At 55.6% G+C, this 21,329-nt stretch carries 13 protein-coding genes and 4 pseudogenes; 9 read left to right on the forward strand and 8 right to left on the reverse strand.

Going from position 1 to position 21,329, the window contains the following annotated elements; translation table 11 throughout:
• Nucleotides 1–12: 12 nt before the first annotated feature.
• The 4 genes and pseudogenes from MU521_RS12620 to MU521_RS12640 form a co-directional block, all read right to left on the reverse strand.
• A complete protein-coding gene (locus MU521_RS12620; protein WP_092691385.1) occupies nt 13–618 on the reverse strand; it encodes a TetR/AcrR family transcriptional regulator in 606 nt (201 codons plus the stop codon).
• Between the two features lie 1,257 nt (nt 619–1,875).
• Nucleotides 1,876–3,045 (reverse strand): annotated as a pseudogene (locus tag MU521_RS12625) (ISH3 family transposase).
• Nucleotides 3,046–3,339: 294 nt separating this feature from the next.
• Nucleotides 3,340–4,563: pseudogene (locus MU521_RS12630) on the reverse strand (RNA-guided endonuclease InsQ/TnpB family protein).
• Between the two features lie 480 nt (nt 4,564–5,043).
• On the reverse strand, nt 5,044–6,309 hold the full coding sequence (locus MU521_RS12640) for a hypothetical protein (RefSeq protein ID WP_139171087.1): 1,266 nt from the start codon (nt 6,307–6,309) through the stop codon (nt 5,044–5,046).
• A 630-nt stretch (nt 6,310–6,939) separates the two neighbouring features.
• Between MU521_RS12640 and MU521_RS21830 the strand changes: the two genes are divergently transcribed.
• Both MU521_RS21830 and MU521_RS12645 read left to right on the forward strand, forming a co-directional pair.
• A complete protein-coding gene (locus tag MU521_RS21830; RefSeq protein ID WP_432613034.1) occupies nt 6,940–7,401 on the forward strand; it encodes a CAP domain-containing protein in 462 nt (153 codons plus the stop codon).
• Between the two features lie 95 nt (nt 7,402–7,496).
• Nucleotides 7,497–7,709, forward strand: a pseudogene (locus MU521_RS12645) (hypothetical protein); the annotation flags it as partial.
• 136 nt (nt 7,710–7,845) lie between these two features.
• Here the strand turns inward: MU521_RS12645 and MU521_RS12650 are convergent.
• Both MU521_RS12650 and MU521_RS12655 read right to left on the reverse strand, forming a co-directional pair.
• Nucleotides 7,846–9,014 (reverse strand): annotated as a pseudogene (locus MU521_RS12650) (ISH3 family transposase).
• Nucleotides 9,015–11,123: 2,109 nt separating this feature from the next.
• Nucleotides 11,124–11,597, reverse strand: a complete 474-nt coding sequence (locus MU521_RS12655; RefSeq protein ID WP_092691376.1) for a helix-turn-helix domain-containing protein — start codon at nt 11,595–11,597, stop codon at nt 11,124–11,126.
• A gap of 100 nt (nt 11,598–11,697) precedes the next feature.
• Between MU521_RS12655 and MU521_RS12660 the strand changes: the two genes are divergently transcribed.
• The 4 genes from MU521_RS12660 to MU521_RS12675 all read left to right on the forward strand — a co-directional run bounded on the left by MU521_RS12660 (nt 11,698) and on the right by MU521_RS12675 (nt 17,947).
• On the forward strand, nt 11,698–11,835 hold the full coding sequence (locus tag MU521_RS12660) for a hypothetical protein (RefSeq protein ID WP_175452825.1): 138 nt from the start codon (nt 11,698–11,700) through the stop codon (nt 11,833–11,835).
• A gap of 186 nt (nt 11,836–12,021) precedes the next feature.
• A complete protein-coding gene (locus tag MU521_RS12665; protein ID WP_175452838.1) occupies nt 12,022–13,278 on the forward strand; it encodes an RNA-guided endonuclease InsQ/TnpB family protein in 1,257 nt (418 codons plus the stop codon).
• A 25-nt stretch (nt 13,279–13,303) separates the two neighbouring features.
• Nucleotides 13,304–13,963 carry a DUF8170 family protein gene (locus tag MU521_RS12670; RefSeq protein WP_217630132.1) on the forward strand — a complete coding sequence of 220 codons (660 nt, stop codon included), beginning with the start codon at nt 13,304–13,306 and terminating at the stop codon, nt 13,961–13,963.
• Between the two features lie 240 nt (nt 13,964–14,203).
• Nucleotides 14,204–17,947, forward strand: a complete 3,744-nt coding sequence (locus MU521_RS12675; protein WP_092691370.1) for an ATP-binding protein — start codon at nt 14,204–14,206, stop codon at nt 17,945–17,947.
• A gap of 139 nt (nt 17,948–18,086) precedes the next feature.
• Here the strand turns inward: MU521_RS12675 and MU521_RS12680 are convergent, their stop codons facing one another.
• Nucleotides 18,087–18,437 (reverse strand): type II toxin-antitoxin system PemK/MazF family toxin, encoded by a 351-nt coding sequence (locus tag MU521_RS12680; RefSeq protein ID WP_092691368.1) that lies wholly within the window; start codon nt 18,435–18,437, stop codon nt 18,087–18,089.
• A 3-nt stretch (nt 18,438–18,440) separates the two neighbouring features.
• Entirely contained in the window at nt 18,441–18,710 is a 270-nt protein-coding gene (locus MU521_RS12685) for an AbrB/MazE/SpoVT family DNA-binding domain-containing protein (protein ID WP_092691366.1), read from the reverse strand.
• Nucleotides 18,711–19,457: 747 nt separating this feature from the next.
• On the opposite strand from MU521_RS12685, the gene MU521_RS12690 reads away from it, so the two are divergent.
• The 3 genes from MU521_RS12690 (at nt 19,458) to MU521_RS12700 (ending at nt 21,324) form a co-directional block, all read left to right on the forward strand.
• Nucleotides 19,458–20,024, forward strand: coding sequence for a hypothetical protein (locus MU521_RS12690; protein ID WP_092691363.1), 567 nt, complete (start codon nt 19,458–19,460; stop codon nt 20,022–20,024).
• A 195-nt stretch (nt 20,025–20,219) separates the two neighbouring features.
• Complete coding sequence (locus tag MU521_RS12695) at nt 20,220–20,459, forward strand: hypothetical protein (protein WP_092691362.1); 240 nt, start codon at nt 20,220–20,222, stop codon at nt 20,457–20,459.
• A 1-nt stretch (nt 20,460) separates the two neighbouring features.
• On the forward strand, nt 20,461–21,324 hold the full coding sequence (locus tag MU521_RS12700) for an RNA ligase family protein (RefSeq protein ID WP_092691359.1): 864 nt from the start codon (nt 20,461–20,463) through the stop codon (nt 21,322–21,324).
• Nucleotides 21,325–21,329: the final 5 nt, after the last annotated feature.

Here is a 21,329-nt window from a genome sequence, read left to right on the forward strand (position 1 = left end):
GCAGACTTGAAGTCATTTTTTGAGACAGGGTAGGAACTGGGTTGTCACGATTTCTCGAATCTGGTCGGGGTTCATCTCTGAGTTTGTAGTGTGTCTATTCAGTATTCCACCAACAATTATCAACAGGAGGTGTTGTGCTGTCAGATGAGTATTTACGTCTCGGAATACATTCTCTGCTATTCCATTATTGATGATCTCGACGAACAGATTCCCCAACCAGCGATAGATTTGAGTGAACTGATCGCGGTATAATTGCTTGTGTGGAGATTGAGACTGGATTTCCAGCAGAGCGGTCTGCATCTGGAAAATCTCTTCGCTAGAAGAATCATCGGGCCCATATAATAGCACATCTACAAGATCCAACAATTGTTGCTCTGGAGATGAATCTTCGTCGATCTGAATCGTCTCTCTAAATTCAGAGAGAAGATAATTCAAAAATGCTGCGAGAAGATCTTCCTTCGTGTCATAATGGTAATGCAATACTGCCTTCGATTTACCAAAGTTATCGGCTATTGATTGTATCGTGAGTCCTGCATATCCATGCTGCTGGATTGCATCATACGTTGCCTGCATGATCTCCTGTTTAGTGTCGCTAAACTTATTATTATTATCGATCATAGAACTCTATCTTACCATTCATTTGTGGTCGCCCTGAGTGCATTCCATTTTGAAAATAGCCAGATAAGAATATTAGGAAATGTCACCCCATTCCTTTTGGAAGAATTCTAGATCGTATTTTGCTCGATTAGCGCGCCCAACCCGTTCCCGGAATGTCTCAATGTCTTCCATCAAAGAGAGGAACGATTGTTTTTCACGATGATCCCCGTCGTTGAGACGGGGAATAATAGTCTCACAGAGGAGATCAACTGCATCATCTCGGACGACGAGATACGGAACGACAAATTGAAGAAAGGTCTGAAGACTATCTCTACGGCTAACAATAAGCTGATACGAATCATAGGTTGTCTCCCGGTCAGAGTCGACACGATATGCGATATCGTGATCCTCACAAAAGCTAGTTAATAAGTCGAGACTCTCTTTTGCAGAAAGCTTGATTCGACATTGTGTTTGGATCCCAAAGCCGATGCGACTGTCTGACCTCTTCGCTACCGTAATCACAATGCCAGCGTGATTGTCAACAAGCCCAGCAATATACGGTGTCCGCCAGTCCGAACATTCAACCATCAGTGCTAAACCAATGCGCCCTTCTGTTTAACTCTTACAGGAGATCGACGTCGCAAACAACGACCCGGTAGCAAGAAAATTGTTCAGCGTATCTGATGGCCGTTTGTATCAATCAGAAATATGAACAGCCAGCACTTGGAGATCCATTGTACGTAGCGTCCGTTCTGTGACGCTCCCAAGAGGTGTCGTTGAAGACCAGCACGGCCGTGGGTCTATTACTATTGGATCGGCACCGGTTTCAACTGCGTATATGTCGATTTCCTCGTGGGGCGACCGCTCACGACGGCAGCCGTCGGTTGTTGGCCGTAGTGTCACGAACCTGAACAGTGGCGTCTTCGATCTGGTACTTCAAATTTGAACCACACAGTCGAGGACTCGCCCGGTTCAAGCGTCCTGAGGCTCAAACCATTCGAAAGCAACACGAATGGTTCCATCGAGTGTAGATGGGGCCGAGCATTTGCCGCTGGTTGACTGCTCGTATTCGTTACTGACAATTCAACGACTCCAGTCGAGTTTCAGTACCTCACAAAGCATCGGCAGTTAACCTGAGCTGAGTCACCTCTTCTGTTTGGATGAGTCGTCGATAGCGGTCGAAGAACGTTGATCGAGGGCGGAGCTGTCGCTGTCGGCGGCGACCAGCCGCCGACGCGACAGCGTTGCCACTCACGAAGCGGCGTCCTCGGTCGGTGACTAGCGGTGAAACCGGTCGTCAGGTGGCCGGTTCGCGGGGACGGCCCGACGCACCGCGAGGGCCGTCCACGCAGCCCGTCGAACCATATTCACGAACTCCTTGTACAGCCACCACCAGAGGCGACGCCCGCCTCGGCGGGGCGTCGCCACGTATTCGTAATGGATATACCGCCACGCGTTCTGCAACAGCAGACTCACCACGACGTACAGCAGTCTCACCGTCGCATCACGCGTCGTTGTCGTCGCTATCGCTGCTCGGACAAGCGATAGCTTGACTCGATACCGAAGCGTTTGCTGTAGTGGTATCGGGCCTGGCGTGGTGTTTCGACGAACGGCGCGTCAGCGGCGTAGCCGTGACGCGCCACACCGTTCTCATCATACCGTCCATTCAGGTATATACAGTCGATGTAGACGGGAAACTCGACGGTCACGGCTGTGACCGTCGAGTTTCCCTGTCAGGTCATGTTGAATGACGCGGCTCCATCCTTCCGAGAGTTCCTGCTGAATCGTCTCACCCCACCGAATGATCGGCATTACGTAGGCGTAGTTGTGTGCCTGTAGTAGTGTGAGACACTTGCTGTCGAAGAAGCCGCGATCAAGGTAGACGGCCTTGACCTCCACCTCAAGGCCGTCGAGCACTCCGAAGAACTCGGCAAGGACGCTGCTGGCGGTGTCGCCGTCCTCGAGACGGCGCACCGCCAGCGTGTACCGTTTGTTCTTCACGCGTGCGTAGAGCGTGGCGTAGGCGTGGAACGCAGTAGTTCCGCGCTTGGCCTCGGAATGATAGAGGCCGTCTGTGTCGTCTTCATCACCGTAGTAGGGTCGCAGGTGGAGGTCTGCGCAGACCTCCACCTGCTCGGGGAGTAGTTCGACGATGTCTCGTCGAAGAAGGGCGTTAGCGACTCGTTCGAGCCGTTCCGGCTCGAACTTCGTCCGCAGATGGTAGAGGATCGCGTTTGCTGATGGTGAGTCTTCGCTGGAGTTGCAAAGCGTAGAGATCGAGGTCCCGTCGGCAGTCGCGCCGACGAGGACCTCGTAGATGTCCTCAGCGTTGAGTTCAGCGTTGTTCGCAAGCCCGAGAGAAACTTCCTCGTCAAGCCGGTTGACGAGGAAGTTAAGGAGTTGGTCCTCGTGGATTTTACTGTCTGCTTGCTGCTGTTTGCTAGGCACATTCGCAGCAAGCAGACCTCTCAACTAACCGGCTTTGTGAGGTACTGAGTTTACCTGCAGTGCTGACGTTGATATCATAGGATCAAATTGAGGGCCAGCAGTGACCGTAATGTCATTCATGCGATTTATCAACTGTCGCGGATTGTCGTTCTCGTCTTCGTGACGCAGTCTGAAGTCAACGACATAAGAGTTCGGCACCCGTAACCTTTGTCTGGAATGTCGCTGTTGTCGTCTCGCCTCGAGCAAAACGGCCCAGTGCGACCCCGTTGTTTTGGGGCGTGAATAGCCTCGGGGTCAAGCCCTGAGGCTTCCTGCTTCGATGACGCGCTTTGCAGACACCGTAGTGGTGTCCGTAGGGAGCGCAGTCTCCACAGACGTGTCTTCGGGCCATCCCAGCCCTAATTCAGAAAAACCGCGTTGCAGGACATTCATCGCCGCATTCGCGTCACGGTCACACTCAAACCCACACGCCGGGCAAGAATGTTCCCGAACCCAGATGGGCTTCGCCGTCTCCACACCGCACGACGCACACTCTTTGGTTGTCCCTTCGGGTTCAACCTGCTTGACGTGACAGCCGTACAGGTCGGCCTTGTATTCAAGGAGTATGATGAATTGTCGCCACGCCGCGTCCTGCTTGCTTCGAGCGTTGTGCGACTGTTCAAGCATCCCCTTTACGTTCAATTCCTTGACGAATACGGCGTCGTACTCGCGGACGAGCCACGTCGTAATCTTGTGCTGGTAATCCAGCACCTTCCGACGGATGTGGCGCTTCACCTTCGCCACTTCTCGACGCTGTTTCTCGTAGTTGTTCGACCCTTCTTCCTTCCGCGACAACATGCGTTGTTCTCGTTGGAGTCGTTCGTACTCGTCTTCGGGGTCGAGCCAATCCACAGTATGGCCGTCGGAAGTGTGGATATAGTTCAGGATGCCGAGGTCAACGCCAACGCTATTGCTCGCGTCCAGCGAGTCAACGTCGGGTTTCTCGGGGAGGCTGGCGTCGTCGGTTTCGAGGGCGAAGGAGACGAACCACTTGCCGGTCGCCTCCTTCTTGACCGTGACTTCCTTGATGTCGGCTTCGTCTGGGATGTCGCGGTGGTAGCGGATGGGGATGTCACCGATTTTGGAGAGCCAGAGCGTTGCACGTCGGCCACTCGTGTTTTTGAGTTCGAAGCCAGACTGCGAAAACGTCATACTCTGGAACTCCCTTAGTGACTTTCACCTGAGTTTGCCGACCTTACGCCCGTTCTGTTTCTGCTCGGAGAGTCCGTCAAGGTTGTCGTAGAACCGCGTGACGGTTCGTTGCAGGGCCTTCGAGTTGACTTCCGAGGAGACGAACTGGTCTTTCCAGTCGGGAAGTCGGTAGTGGTGTTTGTACGTGGAGCCGATGTTGTCGGCGTCCACGTTTTCGTACTCGTACCGGGTGTAGTTGTACGCTTGGCGATGAATGTCGATGTGACGTTCCAGTTCACCGGCTACCTCTTGTGTCGGGTATGCGGGGTAGCGGTGACCGTACTCCATCGCTTTCTCTTGATTAGAGACGTGTTCACTTAATGGTTTGTATCACAGGTTGTCGGCTTCAACCTCGGGGTCAAGCCTCGGGGCATTCGCCTCAACCGCCTGTAAAATGTGGAGACTCGACCATGCTGAGTTCAGTGTTCCGGGCGACTTCCGTCCCACCATTTGTGACTGTTATCGAGATACTTCCAGCAGCACCATCGGAGAGTTGCTTACCAGTCGCGTCGGCAATGTCGAGACGAACCGACTCCTCGATCCGGACAGTCACATAGCCTGTAAGATTCTAGACCGTCGCCAGGGGGATCGACCGATTCCACTCGTTCTGACGTGGTATTGTATTAAGTGCAAAATAGGGCTAGAGGGTTCAACCACGACTACAACCGATACCGACCGGATCAAGCGTTAGATGACCGCACTTCTAGCGAAGAGGTTCAGAGACGGATAGCTCCTGATATACCCCAACTGTCCACCAAATCAGGTATGTTATCGATTTTCACGAGATAAGCCTGTAGGTAATTGACGTCTGGTGTATACGCTCCGACCCAGTCGGTTCCGGTTGTAATCAAGAACATTTATAAACAGTACATCTGATTTCAATAATTCATTTGGCAGCGTTATGTTGACTGATAGAGACTGTGGTCCGTCCACAGTTACTGTTTTTTCTCGAAGCCTACCCATATCATATACCTGCACAGCGATTATGGAGCCAGGTGCAACATTTGTATACCCTTGTATTCTAATTGTGTCATTTTTTATTTTTGGATTTGAGAATACATAAGCAAACCTTCCGAATACGGTAAAGCTCGTCACAGCACCCTGGGAGTGGCTGAGAGTAGACGCATTAGATCGTTGTTCATCACCGACAGTTAGTGAATATGTATTCCTTCGGTCAATATTGGGTTGGGTGGGAAGGAAGAGATACACAGAGTCGTTAGTAATCGCAGTCTTAGAGGGGCGCAAAGTTACTAAGCGAGAGGCATCTCTACTAATCGATAGTTCAGTCCCATGTCCGAGTAGTCCAGTTAGATTTGTACTATATTTTATTTCCCCACGATCAGTTTCTGTCCGGTTCCCTACTATCGTCGTGTTTACCGTATGAGTATCAGGATATTCAGGATTAGATATACCTTCATACCGAACAACAAGATAGCTATCAGAGGGGATAGTTGCGTTTCCGTCTATCGAGAATTGGATAGTGTTTGAATCAGGCGCAGATACATATTCAATAGAATCATTCAATGATTTCTCAATGAATCCATCCTGATTCTCATCAACACCGAACAGTGTTATATTATTTTTATACAATATATTATTTAAATGAGGCCGGATCTCATATTTAATCGAAATTTGTTGTATTTCAGTAATTGATTTATTAAGCTCGGGGACGACCGTGTGGGTCGTATTTGCGCCAGGGGTTGCTGGGGAGGCATATGCTATGTTACTACCAACAGATCTGTTATACAAGCAACTTGTGTTACTCGATTTTGGAAATTGAATGGACAACCAGTCTTCACTCGCGACGTGGTTGAAATCACTATATTGAATTTTGTTTACCAGTTTTGCCGGATTTGAGAATTGTGCTGGTGCCCTTCCGACCCTGATGTTTGAATTATTATAATTGCAGGTATGAAATTTGTCACTTCTGCCATCGGAGTTAGTCTCGGCAACAGCTGTGCCGGTCCACACTAACGTAGTTAACAAAAATATAGTAAGAGTGAACCAAAAAATTCGCTGAGCGTAGCGTTTCATGCACCGATTCGTTACTTGTTTACTGTAATAAGCCTTGTGTGGCGGGTTAAGAGAGTGCTCTAGTTTGCTATGTCATGCCCGGCTTATTACTACTCACGGATGCAGGGCTATGTAATCACAGCCGGGCACTCAACGGGCGACTTGTGTATGGGCCCATGTACTGATACGTGGATGTCCAGGACAGCGGATATCTATGGTGTCCCGAATTTTAGGAGAAATCAGACTGTGTGGAAACGACAGACAAGATCTCAACCGACACCATACAGAGCGCACGAAACACGTTTAATCAGAGGGTATGGCCGCTACCCGTGAGCCGCTCGGCTTGTCCCGCCTGTAGGGATGGTTGGAAGAAAACTTGATACGGATCCAATATTGATGTTACAACATGACAAGAAGTGTCTTACTTGTTCTGGGAATGCTCATTTTAGCTTCAATGAGCGTTGGAATTCTAATTGGGATTCAGTTCAGTAACGGAACTGATTCTCCGGTTTCCAACCAGACAAAAAAAATCCACCAGACAATCCAACACCGACCCCCATTTCAGGTCCAAACCAGACACCATATGAAAACACGCAGACGACATCACCACAATCACCCAACCGTCAATTACAGGATGTCCTACTAAATACGATTAACAGTTATCGGATTCAACATGGTCGTAGCCCGTTAGATAATACAGGACCACCAACAAATCGGCTCAGACAAATAGCGACAAACCATAGCCAAGATATGGCTACAGTCGGTGTTGCTAGAATCTCTTTGCGCGGAAGTACCAGTTCTGATCGCTATAGCGAGGCTGGGCTAAATAAGAGGTGTTCATTTCCATCCAACAGTGGTTATTCAACTATTGATCCTTCTATCGGGAAGTTAGAACTGGTGGCCACCCCAGTTAGAGTACCACCATACGAAAACGTTGAAGCAGGATATAATGGAGATCCGTCTACAGTGGCAGAAACTGCATTAAATACATGGACAAATTCGAACCAGGATCGTCGGAAGTTATTATACAAGAATGCAGAACAAGTTGGAATTGGTGTTGTAATCACTAATCGTGGCAGCGTATATCTGACAGTTTCTTTATGTGGTGCCTGACATGCCCATCTATACTATCGCACTCCGTGAGACACACCGTGTTTACGAGACGTTGTTTTTCGTCAAGTATGCAGCGCCGAAAAAACGACCGCCAACGACACGGCCTCGATTTCAGATACGAACGCGACGGAAATCGGAACAGTGTCGAACGTATCTTTCGTGAGGTAAAACGCCGTACCTTTTCGTTCTCAAATTGTTTCAGCAACGCCGAGCGAGACACAGTTGACGACTGGCTCCAATCGTTCGCCTTCGCATGGAATCAGCTAGTCTCAGTACCTCACAAAGCATCGTCGGTTAGCCTGACCTGAGCCACATATTCTGTCGTGATGAGTCGTCGATAGCGGTTGAACAACACTGACTGATGGCGGAGCTGTCGCTGTCGGCGGCGATCAGCCGCCGACGCGACAGCGTTGCCACTTCCGAAGACGCTCGATCGGTCAGTGGCTACCGGTAGAACCGGTCGTCAGGTGGCCGGTTCGCGGGGACGGCCCGACGCACCGCGAGGGCCGTCCACACAGCCCGCCGAATCATATTCACGAACCCCTTGTACGGCCACCACCAGAGGCGACGCCCGCCCCAGCGGGGCGTCGCCACGTATTCGTAGTGCAGATGCCGCCACGCGTTCTGCAACAGCAAACTCACCACGACGTACAGCAGTCTCACCGTTGCGTCTCGTGTCGTTGTCGTCGCTATCGCTTGCTCGGACAAGCGATAGCTCGACTCGATACCGAAGCGTTTCGAGTAGTGGTATCGAGCGTCGCGTGGAGTCTCGATGAACGGCGCGTCAGCGGCGTAGCCGTGACGCGCCACGCCGTTCTCGTCATACCGTCCATTCAGGTACGTACAGTCGATGTGGACGGGAAACTCGACGGTCCAGCTATGACCGTCGAGTTTCCCTGTCAAGTCGTGTTGAATGACGCGGCTCCAGCCTTCCGAGAGTTCCTGCTGAATCGCCCCACCCCACCGGATGATCGGGACCACGTAGGCGTAGTTGTGCGCCTGAAGCAGCGTGAGACACTTGCTGTCGTAGAATCCGCGATCGAGGTAGACGGCCTTGACCTCGGTGTCAAGGCCATCGAGTATTCCAAAAAAAACTCGGCGAGGACACTGCTGGCGGTGTCGCCGTCTTCGAGACGGCGCACCGCCAGCGTGTAGCGTTTGTTCTTCACACGCGCGTAGAGTGTCGCGTAAGCGTGGAACGCGGTGGTTCCCCGCTTCGCTTCCGAGTGGTAGAGGCCGTCTGTGTCGTCTTCGTCACCGTAGTAGGGCCGCAGGTGGAGGTCTGCGCAGACCTCCACCTGCTCGGGGAGCAGTTCGACGATGTCTCGTCGAAGAAGCGTGTTAGCGACTCGTTCGAGCCGTTCCGGCTCGAACTTCGTCCGCAGATGGTAGAGAATCGTGTTCGCAGGCGGTGAATCCTCGCTGGAGCCACAGAGCGTAGAGACCGAGGTCCCGTCGGCGCACGCGCCGACGAGGACCTCATAGATGTCCTCAGCATTGATTTCAGCGTTGTTCGCAAGGCCGAGAGAAACTTCCTCGTCAAGCGTGTTGACGAGAAAGTTAAGAAGCTGGTTTTCGTGGATTTCACTGTCTGCTTGCTTGGTCCTAGACACACCATCAGCAAGCAGACGTTCTAACTAACCAGCTTTGTGAGGTGCTGAGTCTGAACACTACCCGCGTCTATGCACAAACGTTTATAACGCCAGTCTTAATACTAGTTTCCGGGGCAGGGTCGTCGTACCATACCATCCCTTCCCCGACTCCCATCTCAGCTTGACCGGCAGTGGAGCTGGGACCAGCACATAGTGGCACACAGTACGTCTGCCACGCCTGACAGGTGATTTTTGCCTGCGGTTGTTGTATGCCAAGGTCGGTATCCAGCTAAATTTGAGTTAGCCATGTTTTTGCCATACAAATGTAACATCATCTTGAAGTTATGGGGACAATTTGATGAGCAGTACCATTTTAATGGTCTGTGCAAAGGGTAATGTGGGCAGGGCGTTGGGGACCATCGACGCCTCTGCCCAATTCTGTAGAACAGCTGTCTCAATTGGTTTGAAACGCTCAGTACAGTACATCAAGACATTAGTCAAGTCAGATACGACAGGTTTGCTAGGATGAACTATCAGTAGACCGTAAAATATATTCTGTCTCTATTTGTTCTACTCATCGGTATAATAATCCTCACTAACCCATTATTAGGCTACTCACAGTTACTTCCGGCCGGTATATTTGAATTGATATTTGGAGGGCTTCTTTTAGCTAGCGGCCTGTTGCTATACCAGATCGGAACTAGTACGGAGTAAACTGCGCAGGCCTACCGAGCAGGCTCTCCACCTATTTAGTGGTGAAAGTAACTCTGAGAGCGTAATTACGACTTATACAATAAGTCGTGATCTGGCCAGTACACATCACTCAAAGACAGAACCGTACCGAAAGACAAATCATCCAATTCAGTCGTTGTATTAGAGAGCAATGACCCTGCCCTCTGAGTTTACTCAAAAGAGTACTGACGCGGTGGATCAGTTCCCCTTTCGGGGCATCGCAACGGGTGTAACCGGTGCATTAGCGATGGCTATGATTCTGCCACTGATGCTGGCTGTGTCTCCCAAGGAGTTCGTCAATGGTATCAGCATACAAAGTTTCGCTATCGGCTTCGTGTTGGCAATCATTACCGATTATTTATTTGGCCACCTCACCGACAATGGCAGCCATTGGCCAATCCTGCCAGCGTGGGCTAGTGAACCGAGGTATGGGTTTGTACTAGCATTTGTATCCGGTATCGTCGCGTTTAGCATATCCCTGCTACCTGCTCCATCATGGCACCTGTTGTGGCTATCGGCGGGATGCACGCGTTTGCGACTGCAGGTGTTACCGCACTCATCCTGGGGGCGGCTCGCAGTGCGGTATGTCTGATACGTTAGATAGCCTGAAAACACCAGTCAGTACGCATATCTACTTGCCAGCGAATTCGGTGATTCCTACGGCGAAAATAGCCACCCCGTAAACAGTTCTTTGACACCTCAAATAGAGCCCTCCCAGTCGAGGGTGAGCACCCACGACGTGCAGCCGACTGGCTTACAGCGGTAGCGAGGCGAAAACCCACCTGTTCACAGTAGTTGCTGAAGTAGGGTTATTGATATTTTCTGCTCCGGCTCTTACTGGTTCTGAGTGCCGTGCACCAGATGCACGGAGATCTCGAGTTCTCAGAGGTCGCTCGTCAAAAGCGATATCTGTCGAATGAGCGACTACTGTTTAGCCATGGGAGGAGGTCAACTGCTGGCGCACCGGGAAGGTGCGAGCGACGCGCGCGAACGGCTCCGTGAACCGTGAGCGCTGTCCCGGGCGGCTGGCCGCTGAGCGCGGCGAGCCAGTACCAGCCACTGAGCAGCCACATCCAGTAGCCCACCGACCTCCACGTCGGGATGAGACCGAACACAGCCCCGAGGGCGGCCCGTACCGACTACACCCCCGAACACACCTCAGTAAGACAACCAAACTACCCAACAACAACCGAGACGATAGGGACAGCCACTCGGCCGAAAGCCACCAGACAGAACGGCTGTGGTGCTGGTCACGGACGTTGTGGACTGTCAACCCCGGGAGTAGCAGCAGCGTCGAACTATTCGCTCTCGTCCCGATCAAGAACAGTCAGAGCAGCCGCGGACAGCGCAGTACACGAACTGATCTCTACGACACCAACCAGTTACGGACGATCGCGGTCAGTCCGAGTTTTCGTCACGTCGGAAGGCTACACGAACTGGCTCTGGGAGGGCGGGTCGCGGGGCCGTCTCGTGCCGGTCGATCTTTTCGGGCTTGCGCGTTTTCCGATGCACCGCTCGCGCCATCGGGACACCCTTGAGGTAATTGAAATCGCCGATGATCTCGACACCGTGTTCGGTGAACCCGTAGAATTTCCACGGCAGCCCGCGCTTCTCTTTGTTTGGCGGATACTCGTAGATCCCAAGGATCTCCGCGTCCACGAGGACCTCCAGTTGCTCGTCCACCGTCTTCTTCGATTTGCTCGGGATGAAGTGATTGATCTCGTCTGCCGACGCCAGAACTTCTGGATGCCCTAAGAGAGCCTGAATGATACTGTGCCGGGTTTCCTGCGACAGCAGCTCCATCAACTCCCGCTGCCGTTCTAACGGGTTTTCCTCCCTGTCAGAGTTTGAGTGTGCGGAGATATCAGCCATTGTATCTAGACGTACAGTCCCAGCCCGCATAAGCATATGGGGCAGACTTCACTAAGTTAGACCAGTATGGTTAAACATCTATATTACCATATCAGTCGGCATGACGAAGATACCGGAAAACACCGACGAACTCACGGACCTCATTCTAGACGACGTTCTCTACGGCTTGGAACTCGACCCAGTGGACAGTGAACAACTCCTCTCGTATATGCGCGACCGCCACGAACACCTATCTTGATTCAGCGAGAGAATCCCGTCCTTTCCGTGAGGGGCGAGTGTTCCGACACTTGTTGTCGGAACCGAAGACCGAATAGGGCGGGAGTGAATCGCGCAAGCTCCGGTGAGGGGCCGTCACTGCTTCGCTCGGCTGGATATTCAACGTCGACACGGAATCATTAAGTAATTGTACTGTCATTGTCTATGTATAGTGAATCTGGTCACCACACGCACCATTACAGCGGCGCTCACAAACGACCGTGAGGGTGTCATACAAGACCTAGATTCACTCACCCGTTCCGGCAGTAAAATTTGGAACGTTGCTCGGTGGACTGCTGGCCGCATCTGGGACGCAACCGGTGAAATACCCGAGGAAGGACCGCTCAAGTCCTACATGACAAACCAACCGTGCTGGAAAGATTTGAACGCCCAATCAAGTCAGGCAATCGTCGAAGAATTGGCTGGCGCTTTCCAGTCCTGGTTCGAACAAGACAACCCAGACGCCAACCCACCGGGCTACCGCAAAGACGGCGACGAACGACCACGTTCAACAATCACGTTCAAAGAAGACGGATTCAAACTCGACACGAAACACCAGCAAGTCCGCCTCTCCAAAGGCAAAAACCTGAAAGACGGGTGGAGCGACTTCATCCTTTGCGAATACGACACCGGGCCAGACGCAGACCTGACTGCTGTCGAAGACGTACAACAGGTCCGCATCGTCTGGAACGGCGACCACTGGGAACTCCACTTCGTCTGCAAAGTCGCCATCAACGCCGCCGACTCGTCTGGCGAGAAGACGGCTGGTGTTGACCTCGGCATCTGCAACACTGCCGCTGTCTCTGTCGGTGACGAAACCGTGTTGTATCCGGGGAACGCTCTGAAAGAAGACGCCCACTACTTCCGCCAGGAAGAATACAATACAGAAGGGGAAAACGGCCCCAGCACACATGCTGAGTGGGCACGCCAGAAGAAATCTCGGCGGCAGACCCACTACCTGCACGCACTCTCGAAAGACATCGTGGACCAATGTGCAGATCGTGGTGTGGAGACGATAGCGGTCGGGCATCCAAAGGACATTCGTGCGGATGAAGACTGGGGGCGGCACGGGAACAAGCGCCTGCACGACTGGGCGTTTGATACGCTGATTCAGCACATCGAGTACAAGGCTGAAGAACGTGGTATCGAGGTGGAACAAGTTGATGAGTACGAATTGGCTACGTCGATAACGTGCTGTGCGTGTGGGGCGAAAGCGGATTCAAACCGTGTTGAACGTGGCTTGTACGTGTGTGAGAACTGCGAACTGGTCGCTAACAGCGACCTGAATGCGGCGGAGAATATGCGAGCAACGGTAACTCCGAATCCAGAGATGGATAGGAGTAACGGCTGTCTGGCCCAGCCATCGGTGCGACTGTTCGACAAGTCAACGGGGCGAATCGCCCCACAAGAACAGGTCTACCCGTAGACCAGCAAATATCCCAACGCTTGCGGTGCGGTTTCGGGAAGCCTCGCCGTTTACCGCGGGGAGGAGGTCACTCGGCCCGCATTCGACGTATTTCGTTCTGGGAAGCTACGAACCGCCGTTCAAATACCGACTCGATGAAGCGCTCGACGTGCTGAACCACCGGCACGATGCCTACGCGTATCTCCTCGCCACGCAACCCGATCTCAACGTATCGAATGACGTTCCAGATCTCAAAGTGAAGTTCTTTCTCCACGCCCTCTACGCGGATGCGATTCCACTCATCCTCGAACACGACACTGGCGGTGCTGTCGCCGAATTTGGGCGCGTTGAACGGCCGACGCTGCTCGATCGCACGTATCTCTTCCCTCGAGCACTGGAGGAACGCTACGATGACGAGTCTCGATTCACGACACGGGATGCGGTCTGTGCTCGGGCCGTCGAACTAGCATATCACGCTGATAACCTCGACGAGAGACTTGCCGCGCTCGCTGAACACGCTCGTGACCACGGATTGGATATCTCGACACAGGATCTTGACTCGTACCTGGACTCCGAACTTGACGGTCGGACACCGTCGTACAGCGGCGTAATTACTGACTCGCTCGCCCACCTCGACTCACTGAATCAGTGCTTTTCGTGGACGAGAACGACAGAACTCGAAAAGCAATTGTCGCACGTTCCATAGAGATGCTATAGGCAGTACACTCACACCTGCACCGCCACTCGGAACCGAAGACGACCGACTGGTCTTGCCACGTCCTGGCGGACTGTGAGGGCGAGCCCGGGTCGCGCCCGCGTGGTCGCCTGCGCGGCCCCTCTCTTTAGATGCCGCGCAGCGACCGCGAGCCGGGCGAGGGCTCACTGACCGACCCCAAATCTGTTCAAATCCACAACACATAAATGTCAGCCAGAGAGGTAGTCTCGCATGGATCCGGACGAGCTACCGGTGAAAAAAGACAGACAGCAACCGGACGCGATCCAGGTTCGCCCCGCTGAAACCGCCCTCTCACCACGCGCCGCCAGCAACCAAGCCAAGCAGTTCCACGGCCTGAGCAAGGGCCGTCTCCCGGATGGGATCACCCACAAACTCGCCCGGGCGCTCGACATGGGCGAGGCTCCGCCGTGGATCGAATGCCAGATCCGCTCCCGGGGAACCGACGCACTCGAATACTGCTTTAGCATCGAAGATGTCGACGACAGCGGGCTCGATGTACTCGAAACCAGCCTCCGGACGCTGTTTCCGGACGAGTACGAACTCAGGCGCACGTATCGGGAGAATCTCGGTGTCACCCATCTGCCGCAGGACGCCGGTGACGATTGGTACGTCGCCGGCGTCGAGTACGTCGGGGAAGCCGACCGCCGCCGGGACTGGCAAACCCGACTGGAACCGTTCGCGACGAGTGACCGGACCCACCAGCAGACACAGGACTACAACAGCCACCACACGGGTCAGAACGACCACGAACACAGCCCGCTCACGACGATCATCGAGACGATGGCGAGGAGTTCCCTGCCAATGGTCTATCAGGTCCTCTTTCGCCCCCTCGACAACTGGCACCGGGCAGCCGACGGCCGGATCGAAGCCATCGAAACCGGGACCGATACGCTCTGGGGCCAGCTCAGCAAGTTCCGCGAAGTCGACCTCGACCGAGTGGATCTCTCCCAGTCCGACCGGCAACGCCGGGCCGATATCCAGACCCGGGCGTCGGCCCACTCCTTCGCCGTCAATGCCCGGGCAGCCGCCTTCGCCCCGGCCGACGGGTCCCACCGTGCCGACCACGTCGCCACCCAGTTGCAGTCGGCCTTCAGTCACATCAGTGGCGAGTTCCACACCGTCACCGGTCGTGTCCGGACCGACGACGACGGGCATCTGGTCCCTGCCGGCCGGGAACTGCTCGGTGCCATCCACAAACGCGCGTTCTACGAACCGACCTACCAGCGCCCAGAGACGGCAGTGCCGCTCACGGCCAACGACAGCCGTGGGATCGTCGTCGACCACCAGGAACTCCCCCACTTCTTCGCGGTCGACGGTAACCAGCTCACGCCGGACGCGCGCCGTGCACTCGAAACGATCCCCGAAGACCAGACCTCGATTACGCTTCCGCCCAAATCGGTATTAGCCCAGTACCGCCAGCCCGGCCTCGCCATCGGTGCACCCCAAACCAACGACGGGACGACGGCCGACCCGATCGCCCTGCCACCCAGGGTGCAGACCCGCAACGTGGCGTGGGTCGGACAGACCGGGACCGGAAAGTCGACGAGCCTCATCACCGCGGCCCTGGAAAACCACCAGGCGACTGACGGCCCGGAGATTGTCTTTGACCCGAAGGGTGGGCGGATGACCGACGAGTATCTCCGCTGTCACTACGCCAAATTCGGGGACCTGGAGGATGTCATCTACTTCGACTGTGCGGAGTGGCTGCCTGCCATCTCGTTTTTCGATGTCAAACCCGACCTCGAGGCTGGTGTCCCCCGCAACGTCGCCGTCCAGGACCGGATCGGGCACTACCAGGAGATCCTCCGCCAGCTCATGGGTGCCGAGCAGTACGATAACGCCGTGGAGTCGACGGATATGATAGAGGACATGCTCCGCGCCTTGTACGATCCGATCCACGGGCGCGATGTCGTCACGAACCGGGGCCTAAGACAGGCACTCGAACGGTTCCGGGGTCGCAAATCGCCGCCCGCCGTCAGCAATCCCGACCTTCGAGACCGTCTCCAGGGCGCGATCGAAAACGACGACAAAGACATATTCAAGAAGGTCATGAGCGGCGCGGTGAATCGCGTGGATGAGGTGGCCACATCGCCCCATCTCAGCCGCGTGTTCAATCACCGACCGAGCGGCATCGAGGCCGACCAGCCAACCTTCGACTTCGCCGACTGGCTCGACGAGGACGTGATTATTCTCTTCGATACCGGACGGCTCCAGTCCGAGGCCAAGCGCGGCCTGACGCTCGTCTTGCTGTCGAATCTCTGGTCTGCGCTTCGGCGGCGTCGTCGCCGGAACGTCGACGTCACCCTCCCGCTCGTCAATGTGTATCTGGAGGAGGCCGCCGACGTTGCAAACGGGGATTTGCTCGCCGAACTGCTCGCCCAGAGCCGCTCGTTTGGCTGTGCGCTGGTCCTGGCGATGCAATTCCCCGGTCAGCTCGAAGCTACTGATTCGGAACTGTATCAGGAACTGTTGAACAACGTCGGCACGTACGTCACCGGCAAGATCGGTGTCGATCACGATCTCGCACATCGCTACGCCACCGAAGCGATGGGGCGGGAGTCGATAGCGAACCGCCTGCGCGGACTCTCGGCCGGTCAGTGGCTCGTCGATCTTCCCGGTGTATTTCAGGGTCGCAATCCACGGCCACTGATGGCCGAGTCACTCCCCCTTCCGGAAGGCCATCCCGACCGTTCGGATGGTGGACCGGACCCTGAATTCACTGCGGCACACGACGACCTGCTCGAATGGACGAAACGGGACTTCGGCCTGTCGGTCGATGCGACTGCCACGGAGTCAGCCGAGGGATCGACGGCGGGGGACGTTGGTGATCCGTGGCAATCAGAGGATGGACCAATCGGTGCCGAAGTCGACCGCGAGCGAGCGGGCGGTCCGGCCGGTGAGACAGCTCCCGAGGAGCAGGGCGAGATGCCACCGATCCTCGCTACCACCAGCCGGATGCCCTCGTTTCTCAGGTACACCGCCGACAGTGACGCCCTGGAGTGTACGACCTGTAACAGCCGATTCGATTCCACAGCCGACGGGCTGCGGACGGCGATCCAGTGCTGTCACGATCTCGACAGCGTGGATCTGGACGACGTGCCCATCTGTAGCTGCAACGTGACGCTGAGTCCCGAGGAGGTCCAGGCCAGCAAGTGGTCACGGCGACAGCTCACGTTTCTACAGGCAGTCCACAACGCCCAGCAGCGGCGGTACGATCGGATCGAATACGACATCGTCCACGACAGTATGGTCCGGCTGAAAGAAGACGTCGGGATCGACCAGGAGGAAATCGACGACCTCCTCGATGCCGGGTTACTCCGCCACGACGGCGACCATCCCCAACGGTACTACACAGTGACGCCAGCGGGCCGTGACGCGATCGGCGAGGAGTTCCAGGCGGGCGTCGATTTCGGCCACGGGAAAGGCGACCTCGACGAGTCCAGCCAACACGTCGCGATGATCGAGGTGAGTGCCCGGTGGCTCCGACAGGAGCGCGTCGCCGACCCCGACTGTCCCGATGTCGAGGTCGTCACCTACTACGAAGTCCGCGAAGGGAGTGCCGACGCTGCCGCGTTCATGGGTGGTGATGATGACACGACCGTCGAGAATCTCGAACAGCGTCGACTGGACTGTGTGACTCTCGACGAGACCGGTGACGTCGTCGTGGCTGTCGAGGCCGAGCGGATCAACCACGATGTCACCCGTGCTGTTCCGGAGGACTACGACAAGATGGCTGCCTGTGATCCCGAGGAGGCCATCTGGGTTGTTCTGAGCCAGGCCGATGGACACGACATTCTCGAAGCACTCAACGACCCACCGGAGGGAGAGCCCCGCGTCGGGAAGACGTACAGCTCGACCACGCCACCACAGCAGTTCCGGATCGACCAACCCGGACTCACCGCGATCTATCCGATGACCTGGCTCCAGCGACAGGTGCAAGACGATTCCCGATAGAGCCTGATGCTGGATTCAGAGGATCAAGTCAGCAGTGGTTCCATCGTCATCTTTGGGAAAAGCAGACGAAGAGTGATTTCAGGATTTTCACCCGACACCTGTGGTGTTGCCGCTCAGCAGATCGTGTGACAGTAGTAATTCACAGACCGAGACTGTTTTTGATCGCAGCATCGATCTTCGCCATTCGCGTCGCCGGCACCGACCCGATATTCTTCGTGACACGGTTGCTAATATCGACAACACAGATCTGACTGAGATCGGCCACCGAATCGTGGTTGAGAGTAGTGTTCGAGGCAAGGACTTCCACCTCGAACGGGTAGATGTCAGTGGGATCGTACTGCTTCGTGAGGGGGGCGACGATCGTCGTTGGGGAGTACTGGTTGCCAACGTCGTTTTGAATAACGACACAGGGCCGATTCGAACCCTGTTGCTCACTCCCCTTTGTTGGATTCAATTCGACAGTGACGATGTCTCCGCGACGCACCTTCACAGGTCACTCGCCCCACTCCGGAGCATCCCCCAGTCGCTCGGTTGCTTCTGCTGACGTTCCGTCCATCTCTTCGACCAGCTGCCGAGACCGGTCTGCTCGTTTCTTGTATCCTTCCGCTAAGCGCTCTTCGTCCGTCGGTGGCTTGATCACGATCTCGTCGTTAACCTCGACGAACCTGATCTCGTCGCCACCTTCGATCCCGCGGCGGTCGCGGAGTTCTTTCGGGATGGTGACTTGCCCCCGCTCACCGACTTTCCGGGTATGTTCTGCCATACGAGTTCATACTTTTTTCATACTGTTAGTGTTGTCGGTGCCTGCCGACTTGGAGAACCAGTCACGTCCAAGATACGCGCCTTGTATCCAGCGTGGATTGATTTCCCTCAGAATCATAACCAGCAAGACCAGCCTCCCGCTGCCAAGAGCACCGCTTAGCCCCCTGCGCCGCTCAGGGAGTGTCCATAATCGGGTCGCAGGCCCGCAAGATAAAATAACAATACCCTATGAAATGGGTGACCCCCCGACAGACGAGACCACGACTGGCCCCACGTTGCTAAAGCAAGTAGAGCGGTCAGAGCACGACCGAATCCGAACCGTGGGGTGCCGATATATCGACAGTCATACCAGAGTCATAATCGGACTAAACCACCATACGTGGGCCGATTATGAAAATCTGGCTTGCCAAAATACTCCAATCACTCGTTATGAAAATCTGTCGCCGGAGCCACATACGGGTATACAAGGCCGCTACCGGCCGAATCGGCCCATTGATTCGACAGTCCGCCCAGTCCTAGTTCGTTTTCCAGTTCTCATTCTCTTATCTTGCGGGCTGTGGGGCCTGTTTATGAGTCTCAACGATGGTCCTAACTGCCCCAAAATCGCCTATACTCGTCACTCAGTAGCTGAAACCGGTTATGAACCGGTGCCGGTAGCGGAGTTTTATCGCCAGTATAGGGCGTACATCTGCAACGCCAACCTGCTGAATCACGTCTGATTAAGGAACGACGTGAGAGACACAAGCGTATGCCCCAGTCCTGGGACGAATTTCGCGACGACATCGCGTCCGGTGATGCAGAGCGTGTCAACCCCGTCATCGAGGAGATTAGTGCGTGGGACATCGACGAGCGCGTTCGATCGTTCGAGGACTTGTTCGACGGTCTGACGACGCTGTACGGGGCGAGTGAAGACGGCTACGTGCGACAGTCCTGTGTCCGCGTCGCGTCCGAACTCGCGCCCGGACTCGCGGCCGCGGTCAACCTGCAAGACGAGCAGACAGCGAGCCCGGATCGAGAGACCGTCGTGGACCAGACGGATGCGCTGTGTGGGTTCTTTCTCGAAGCGGTGACCGACGAGGACGGCCGGGTCCGACAGTCGGCCAAGCAGGGACTGCAGGACGTCTTCCGGACCTACGACACACTCGACGAGCGCGACACGATCGAAGCGGTTCGGGCAGAGCTGGACGAGATGGCCACACGATACGACGGCAAACGGCGGGAGCATCTCGAAGAAGCCAGGCGGACCGCAAACGCCAGCCTCGACTCGCCCCTCACGCGGATGGTTCAGGATGTTGCCGAACAACTCGACAAGTGAACCGGCAGCAGTGTCCCACGGGAGTACAGTTCCCCTCGTGAGCGAGGACCGCACCGGCAGAAAGCACTTATAACCGTGACGGAAATCCGAAGACATGTCTCGGCCGCTGGTCGGACACCCACGCGTCCGGTGAGCGGTTCGCGCGACCGCCTTCCCGGGCCGTAGCGGGCTGCGTCTCCGGACGCGTGGATCACTATGAACGAGGAAGATCGCCTTCGACGGGAGTTGCGCGCAGCGCGCGAGGAACTGGTCCGCAAGCAGTCCCGCAGCGCTGGCCCGGACGAATCCGAGAGCCGGCTGCCGCTGATGCCCGATCGGGACGAGCAGTTCCTCCGGCTGGCGTTGATGTCCGTCGACGAACTCGAAACGCACGTCGAACGACTGGAGCGAGACCGCGAGGACCTGCAGAGCGGTCTCGACCACCCGGAGGAGTAGCATGAAACAGTTCCCGTCGATCCCACGAGTCGCGAACGCCCCGGACGGCCTCTTCGACAGCGGTCACCTCTGGCTGCTCGAAAAGGTCGACGGGGCGAATTTCCGGTTTCAGCTCCGCCAGTCCGGCCAGTTGCGGTTCGGCGATCGGAGTCGCGTCTACGAGACGCCGGACGACGTTCCCGACCCGTACCAGCACGCCGTTCGGCACGTCCGGGCGGAACTGGACCGACACGCGCTCCGGGAAGCAGTCGACGAGGTCGAAACGGTCGTGTTCTTCGGCGAAGCGATGCATCAGCACGCGATCGACTACGACTGGGAGTGGGCGCCGTCGTTTCTCGGCTTCGATGTCTGGTCGGCAACCGACGAGCAGTTCCTCCCACCGGACACGGTCGAACAGATCTTCGAGCGCCTGGGGCTCCAGCCGGTGAACGCCGTCGAGCGCGAACGCAACGCGCGGGATTTCGACCCCGAATCGTACACCGTCCCGCAATCGGCGTGGTACGACGGTCCTGCGGAGGGTGTCGTCGTCCGGAACAAGCAGGGCCAACGCGCGAAACTCGTCCACCCGAACTTCCGGGAGGTCGACGACACGGTTCCCGTCGACGGGTCGGCGTCGGAACTGGCAGAGAAGTACGCGACTCGACGCCGGTTCGAGAAACTCGCGGCCAAGTTCGAGGACCGAGAGCAGACGGTGACGTTCCAGCCCTTCTACGAGCAGGTCCTCGAGGACATCGTTCGGGAGGAGCACAGACGGCTCTACCACGGCGAGCAGTCCGTGGATACGAGCGAGCTCCGCTCCGAGGTGGCCGCGCGGACGCGAGCCTTCCTCAACGACAGGCGCGACCAGGGAGAGACCGACTCATAAAAGCA

Origin of the sequence: Halorientalis regularis, from assembly GCF_023698535.1 — an archaeon.
In the GTDB taxonomy this organism is placed as follows: Archaea; Halobacteriota; Halobacteria; order Halobacteriales; family Haloarculaceae; genus Halorientalis; species Halorientalis regularis.